We start from the raw sequence: 7,419 nt of genomic DNA on the forward strand, positions 1-7,419 counted from the left end.
ACTTCATCATCAGGGCCTGCTGTTTCAATCACCATACCAAGACGAAAACACTCACGAGCCACTTTGTTGGAAATCTCGCCATTTTGACACTCAATGCCTTGCATCAAGCCTCGTCCTTTTAAACGAGTAAATAGGCTTGGGAAGCGACGAAGCGATTGTTGAATCACATTTGTCACTTGTTCAGCACGCGCTTTGATATGGTGCTCGAACTCATCATTCGCCCAATAGGTTTCCAGCGCTTTAGTCGCTGTCACAAATGCATGATTATTGCCACGGAAGGTGCCGTTATGCTCACCCGGTTTCCACGCATCTAGCTCGGGTTTAAATAGAACAATTGCCATCGGTAAGCCATATCCGCCGATTGACTTTGACAGAGTGACAATGTCTGGCTTAATGCCTGCCGGTTCAAAACTAAAGAAGGTTCCGGTACGGCCACACCCAGCCTGAATGTCATCGACAATCATTAAAATGCCATGTGTCTTACATATTTTGGCTAATTTTTGTAACCAACTCTTGGAGGCGGCATTCAGTCCACCTTCACCTTGTACGGTTTCTAGCAACACAGCGGCTGGTTTATCTAATCCCGAAGAGTGATCATTTAGCATTGTTTCAAACAAAGCTAAGCCATCAATATCGGCATAGCCATCATAAGGTAAGCGCGTCACACCTGATAACCCCAAACTGGCACCACCACGGTGATGTTGATTGCCTGTCGCCGCTAATGCACCATAGGTACAACCATGGAAGCCATTGGTGAATGCAACAATGTTAGTACGTCCAGTGACCTTTCGGGCCAGCTTCATGGCAGCTTCGACCGCGTTAGTTCCGGTTGGCCCAGTAAACTGAACTTTATAGTCCAAGCCTCGTGGCGAGAAAATCAGGTTTTGCAGTGCTTGTAAAAAGCCTGCTTTCGCCTCTGAGTGCATATCTAAGCCATGCGTAATACCGTCTTTATCAATATAATCAAGCAATGCCTGTTTAAAGATGGCGTTATTGTGGCCATAGTTCAGCGAGCCTGCTCCCGCTAGAAAATCTAAATAGGCATCACCATCTTTGGTATATAGCCAGCTTCCTTTTGCCGTAGAAAATACGACTGGAAAATTATTGGCGTAAGATTGAACGTTTGATTCTTTCTTTTTAAAGATATCCATAGCGATGGGATTTATCCTTGTTGGTTAGTTCGTGAATGTAGCGGAATGCGATATAAATATTCAGTATCATGCTCACCATGAAAATGGCGGGTTTCATCAAGAAACGTTGATACTTCACCGCGTTCGCCATGTGCTCGGTCAAGTTTCTTAAATAGGCTCCAAGAACCTTGATTGTCACGGGTAATGGTGGTTTCCAACACAGTAATGTCACGTAGATCATCACGAGTTAGTAGTTCGTTCAGCATATGGAAAGCCAGACCCATACCACGAGCGGTTTGACTCACGGCGACTTGCCAAATGAAGAGTTCATTCGACTTATCCGGCTTGCGATAGGCTGATACAAAACCCACCATCTCTTCGTTACGTTCAGCAACCACACACGTATTGTGAAAGTGTATCGATTGCAAAAAGTTGCAGTAAGCGGAGTTCTCATCCAGCGGCGAACACTGCGCGATAAGATCATGCACACGCTTTCCATCTGTTCGGTTTGGAGTACGAAACGTCCACTCGTCCTGAGTGTTTTGCATAATTTCTGGGTATGCAACCCAAGGTGATGCTGTCATCATTGTTTGCCACATATTCAATTAGAACTCTAAACAAATTCCTTTTATAAACTAACAGCTGAAAGGATAATTTCAACCCTTTATTGATCACGAAAACCGAAAGATAACATGTAAGAATCTGTTTTTATTAAACAAAAAAATATGAAAAAAAATAAATCAGAGAAGAGAAATGATTAGATGTGTAAATGTAATGACAATTATATGAATGAGAAATGACAAATTTATGATGTAACAAAGATCAGGCTTTGCTAGAGTCTGTTGACCCTAACAAGCAGAGACCTGTATATCCCTTTCTTACTTGAAGATCTGACTTGAAGATGTAGCGGTATTGGTATTGGCTACGTTCGTTTACCCCAATCACATAGGCGATCTATGTCCATGGAATAAACTCACTTACCGCTTATCTACCACTGCAAGTCGCTTAGGTATCGTCATTATGAATCCGTAAAAAGAGAGGAAAAACAGATCACCGTACTCAGCCAGAAAAATTTAGCCTGCTGAGTATGATGTAAGAAATACCGTTATTTTTGGCCAAGCCCCATCAGCACGCTTTTAAGGCCTTGAGGTGTCTGAATATCAAAAGCATAAGACACATCGATGCGAGCAAAACCAGATTGAGTTAAAACATTAACTATCTCTGTTTCACTGAGCCCATATGCTAAATTGCCATGATCAGATAACCAATCCCACACTATAAACTGGCCACCTTCATCTAACAGGGTGTAGGCGATATCGGCAGCTTCTTGAAAGTTAGAGATGTAGCCGCAAACAGCAGCGGCAAGCACCAGGTCAAATTGTTTACGAAAAGCCGGATGTTGGGCAACCAGCCCACGACTTAAGTGATCAACCACAGGTTCAACATTAACGAGTTCTTTTTTATCCAGCTCTTCGATCATGGCTTCAGATTTATCCAACGCCACAATATCTTTACACAAAGGGGAGAGATATTGGCTGAGTAACCCAGTACCACAACCGAAATCAAGTATATGCTTACCATCAAATACGGTTATTGTTTGTAGCTGCTGAAAAACATGATAAGAAAAATCAAGGTTGATTGGATCATTTTCCCAATTTGCTGCGTAGTTGTCCCAGTCGTGTACCATCATGGTCTCCGTATTACTTCTTGTAGTTGGGCAATGTGCCAAGATTAAACCAAAATAGCGTAAATTTCATAGCGTTTAAGTACAATTTTCATCAAGAAAATAGGATTTTAACGAAGATAGTGTCAAAATCTTCGGCCTAACCCTGATCGTCACTTTTCATTTATTGAGAATGCAATGAATCTGTCACAAATAGAAGCATTTTGTACTATCGCGGATACAGGTTCAGTATCCGAAGCCGCTCGTCAGTTGGAATGCAACCGAACTAAACTCAGCATGGCCATTAAGGCTCTGGAAAATGAACTAAAGGTTGAGTTATTTATACGCAGCGGAAACCAAGTTTCTTTATCGGAAGCCGGAAAAGCGATTTATAAGGACTGCCAAAGTTTACTCATCACCGCGACTCGGATTAAACATACCTGCTCCCAGGTTTCCGATGAATTTGCCGCAGAAATGTGGATTGCTCGAGATGACTCATTACCGGAGATACTTTGGCAAGATCTTGCTCACTCTTTAAATAAATTATTTCCTAATACCTCATTTAATATTGTACTTGCATCCAGCGGTGACTTAGCCAACTTAGTCGCGACGCAGCAAGTTGATTTCGCATGTGGGGTTGATTATGAACGTTTAGATGATCCCCGAATTCGTTATCAACCATTAGGAAAAATTCGGATGATGTCAGTGTGTAGTGTCCACCACCCATTGACAAAACTAAAGCCTGTTACTGATGAAGATTTACGAAAATCAATGCAAGCCGTGATGGTCTATCTTAATGAGCAAGATAACTCTAATTTAGAACCGTTTTCTCGTCGTTATATCGGTTTTTCAAGTTTTGAATATATGCTAGGCACCATTTTGACAGAAAGTGCCTGGGGTGTATTACCTGAACCACTGATTCGCCATCATTTACGCGAACAACGATTAACTGTCATCCGTCATACTTATGGACTAACTCAAGAAGATTATTGCATGTTTACGACCACAGGTGGAGCGGAGAACCCAGCCATGCTTTGGCTTGCTGATAAGCTCAGCGATTATTTATTTGATTTTTAAATCGGTAATAGCAGCCAGCGACAAAATAAATGACGCTAGAAAGTTCATCTAATCTATTGTTATATAATGATATTTGATAAACCTTCCCTCTCTCAGCCTCAGTGAGTAGTAAATAACCATTGTATTAACCCTAGTTTGGGCCACAATAGCTATAGTTTTTTATTGGAATAGTGTGTTATGTGTGCCCGAACAAGTTTAAATGAAAATCGTGTATTGACTTTCTCAGCCCTTATTGCCTCTATATTTGCAGGTGGCGGCCTTATTGTTGGTTTACTTGTAGGTTCATTAGTTATTGTTTTTGATGGTGTCTATTCTTTAATCAGTTTACTGTTAACATTATTGTCGCTCATCGCAGCTCGCTCTATTCGAAAACCCTCAGACCATCAATTTCCATTTGGACGAGCATTATTTGAACCGGCGGTGATAGCTATAAAGGGAATCGTGATCTTAATGCTTGTATCCTATTCCTTATATTCGGCGGTCAGCTCCTTGCTCACTGGTGGACGAGAAGTTGATCCATCGATTGCGACCTTATTTGGTGCGATTAATGTCATCGGTTGTGGCTTCGCTTGGTGGTATATGGCCAAGCTAAGCAAACGGTACGCTTCTGGCTTAATCTCCGCAGAAGTCAAACAATGGCAAATGGATACACTACTAAGTGTTGCGGTTACAGCTGGTTTCATTGTTGCGTTAGGCGTAAGTATTTCTCCTTTCGCTCACTATGCTGTTTATGCCGATCCTTTAATGATGCTTGCTATGTCCTTTTATTTCTTAAAAGTACCATATGGGATGGTTAAATCAGCATTACGAGAAATTTTTCTCATGGCTCCTAGCAAGGAGCTTTGTAAAACCGTAGATCAAAGCGTCATCGCTGCAGGCAAAGAATCAGAACAGGATATTGAATTAGCCGGACTGACTAAAGTAGGCCCCGAACTATGGGTCGATATTGATCTTTATCCAGAAGAGGACTGCGGTGTTATTCTTGTTGAAGATATTGAACACACGCGTCGTACGCTTGAAAAGCGTTTATCAAATTTACCGCTGAAATTGCAAATTACCGTCAATGTCACTCGTTAACTGCATAAACCCGCTCATAGCGGGTTTATTTTTAATATTGAGCGGTTACCTCAGGACAACAACAAAAACCGCATTGAAATCACTGGTGTAAAGCCTAAAATAAAGAAACCCCACTAAGCTTACGCCTAGTGGGGTTCTATTCTTGCTCGCAGCAATCCGGCTACTGATAGGTGCTCCCTGCATCTATTCCTTGATAGTCAGCTAAATCCTTTAGCACAATCCCTTTCATCGCCTTCCTAGCGGTGTCCTGTTCCTGTCGTCCTGACAGCATTTTTCCTTATTCCATTAAGATCTGCATTAACCTTCCGTAATAACCATCCTCGTTAGTCGCTTCCAGCTAATGTTGTTCGCTTTCCATGCCGATAATTCATCCTGAATTATCGAATCTTCTTCCTGAAGATGACCAATCCTTGGGCCTTTCCTGTTCCGTGTCTGCTTCCTGCCGACAATTAAACGTTACGTTATCCTAATTTTTCTGCAAGTTAGCGAAAAAATAAAATGACGAAACCTTAAAATAAGCCAAAAAAAATAACATTTAAAACAATCAGTTAAATAACAAACAGTTCATTTCCATTGCTATCAACCACCAATTTCTTACACAATATGTAAGAGATCTCGCACAATATAAATCCTATAATAACCTTTTGTCATTTTTATGATCCACAAGAAACCTTGGTGGAGATCTCATTTCTATGCCCTCACCTATACCCAAACCACTTGGAGTTGCAGGTAGGAAGGGGATATCATAATAAAAAGAGTATTCGAATTAGCCACACTAAATTTCTCTAGACTCTATGAATAAAAATACGGATCATGAGCACTTCAGTTACCGATCACATTGCGATTGACTCTTTGTTAAGGAAACCACACCATGATTTCAAAATGGGCACAACGCTTTTACCAAATGGCAGAATTAGTCGGCTCTTGGAGTAAAGACCCATCCACTCAAGTCGGTGCCGTCATAACTAAAAATAATCGTATCGTGTCTGTTGGCTTTAATGGCTATCCACACGGCATTTCAGACAGTGCGAATACCGATGATCGCGATATGAAGTATTTAAAAACCTTACATGCAGAAGAAAATGCTATTTTATTTGCTAAGCGTGATTTAGATGGCTGTGAAATCTATGTCACCCATTTTCCATGCCCGAATTGTGCCGCTAAAATTATCCAAACAGGTATTTCTGCGGTTCATTGCCCGGAGCAATCTGAGGATTTTCTCTCTCGTTGGGGAGATAAAATTAAGGTCAGCCAAGATATGTTTTTGCAAGCGGGGGTTAAAGTAAATTGGTTGCCCATTAAAGAGCTTAAACCGATTAGTGACATCCACACCTCTCAAGTTTAATGTGATTATTAAACACCACATTGAGTTTGTACGCTCAATGTGGTTACCTTTTAATCTCGTGCAGTCATTTTATCGAAGTTCTCCTACTCCGTCGCTTTCTTTTTTACCTCCGTTTGAGTCTCAGTCATTCCTTCAACTTGATTTCTGGTAACTTTCTCAACAAGTCAAAACTTGTATTTTTTTTCATCTATTTGTTTACCTTTTCAGATTAAAAACAAATTCAAATCACACTTTTGTTGAAATAATGCATTCATATTTCACTGATTCATAAGATATGACACGTTATTAATACGAAATAAGTCTCTTTTATTAACGTTGTCAATCCCGTCATATTAGCCATTCTCCCCCATATCCACTATATATTACATAAAAATAAGCGAAAAATAGGGTTATTAATTTCCCTAGCAGAATAACTGATAGGAGATTACAATGCCGACACATAAAAATAACAAATAACAAATAACTCGATATCAAACACAATAGAGATTGTCTCTCTTAATTGTTCAAATGAGTTGATGTTGTGATCGGTGTAAACCGGCTATTTTCAATATGAAATCACCAAGGTTCAAGTGAAAAGCAATCTCTCCAGCAACGTGGCAACTCAAGCAAGAGAGAACAAATGTTTCTCATGTTCATACGTTATAGCAATGAACATAGTGCTCAACAAAACGTGAAAGGTCCCCAAGTGAAAATAAGTCCAGAAAAATATCTTTTAGACTGGCAAGTCAGCCAAACAATTGCTGAATCTATGCCGCCTCTAATTGGCCAACTCTATCGCCAGCAAGGCGTTGAAATTCTACTCTTTGGTAAAACGCTGGTTAATGCGACAACCATTGATATTATTAAAACTCACCGAGTCGCACGACGCTATATCGGGGCGTCTTTAGCACTTGAGCAAAGCATGCCACTTTTAGAATCCCTTGCTAGAATGACCGTTTCGCCTTGCCGAATCGATCTTGGCCAACTCGCCCATCAATACTGGCAACAGCATGATGATCAACATGCGTTACAAGATTATTTACAGACCACACTTCGAGAAGTATTAAATGGCGAAACAATCCATCAGCCTAAAACCGTGGTTTTATATGGTTTTGGCCGTATTGGCCGATTACTGGCTCCCCTACTGA

At 40.8% G+C, this 7,419-nt stretch carries 6 protein-coding genes and 1 pseudogene; 4 read left to right on the plus strand and 3 right to left on the minus strand.

The window, feature by feature from the left end; translation table 11 throughout:
• The 3 genes from ectB to B7C60_RS05985 all read right to left on the minus strand — a co-directional run.
• Positions 1-1,151 (minus strand): diaminobutyrate--2-oxoglutarate transaminase (gene ectB / locus B7C60_RS05975; RefSeq protein WP_245868675.1); only part of this gene is annotated, 1,151 nt, incomplete at its 3' end.
• Between the two features lie 11 nt (positions 1,152-1,162).
• Positions 1,163-1,717 (minus strand): diaminobutyrate acetyltransferase, encoded by a 555-nt coding sequence (ectA, locus tag B7C60_RS05980; protein WP_170887272.1) that lies wholly within the window; start codon positions 1,715-1,717, stop codon positions 1,163-1,165.
• Between the two features lie 518 nt (positions 1,718-2,235).
• On the minus strand, positions 2,236-2,817 hold the full coding sequence (locus B7C60_RS05985) for a class I SAM-dependent DNA methyltransferase (RefSeq protein WP_099610870.1): 582 nt from the start codon (positions 2,815-2,817) through the stop codon (positions 2,236-2,238).
• Between the two features lie 174 nt (positions 2,818-2,991).
• Between B7C60_RS05985 and B7C60_RS05990 the strand changes: the two genes are divergently transcribed.
• The 4 genes and pseudogenes from B7C60_RS05990 to B7C60_RS18040 all read left to right on the plus strand — a co-directional run.
• Entirely contained in the window at positions 2,992-3,870 is an 879-nt protein-coding gene (locus tag B7C60_RS05990; RefSeq protein WP_099610871.1) for a LysR family transcriptional regulator, read from the plus strand.
• 177 nt (positions 3,871-4,047) lie between these two features.
• Positions 4,048-4,947 carry a cation diffusion facilitator family transporter gene (locus B7C60_RS05995; protein WP_099610872.1) on the plus strand — a complete coding sequence of 300 codons (900 nt, stop codon included), beginning with the start codon at positions 4,048-4,050 and terminating at the stop codon, positions 4,945-4,947.
• An 871-nt stretch (positions 4,948-5,818) separates the two neighbouring features.
• Entirely contained in the window at positions 5,819-6,292 is a 474-nt protein-coding gene (locus tag B7C60_RS06000) for a dCMP deaminase family protein (RefSeq protein ID WP_099610873.1), read from the plus strand.
• Positions 6,293-6,983: 691 nt separating this feature from the next.
• Positions 6,984-7,419: pseudogene (locus B7C60_RS18040) on the plus strand (glyceraldehyde-3-phosphate dehydrogenase); the annotation flags it as partial.

Source organism: Vibrio fujianensis (assembly GCF_002749895.1).
GTDB lineage: Bacteria > Pseudomonadota > Gammaproteobacteria > Enterobacterales > Vibrionaceae > Vibrio > Vibrio fujianensis.

Excerpts from the sequence above, each read along its gene's own strand:
- ectA (WP_170887272.1), bottom strand. The coding sequence starts at position 1,717 with ATGATGACAGCATCACCTTGGGTTGCATACCCAGAAATTATGCAAAAC.
- B7C60_RS05985 (WP_099610870.1), bottom strand. The coding sequence starts at position 2,817 with ATGGTACACGACTGGGACAACTACGCAGCAAATTGGGAAAATGATCCA.
- B7C60_RS05990 (WP_099610871.1), top strand. The coding sequence starts at position 2,992 with ATGAATCTGTCACAAATAGAAGCATTTTGTACTATCGCGGATACAGGT.
- B7C60_RS05995 (WP_099610872.1), top strand. The coding sequence starts at position 4,048 with ATGTGTGCCCGAACAAGTTTAAATGAAAATCGTGTATTGACTTTCTCA.
- B7C60_RS06000 (WP_099610873.1), top strand. The coding sequence starts at position 5,819 with ATGATTTCAAAATGGGCACAACGCTTTTACCAAATGGCAGAATTAGTC.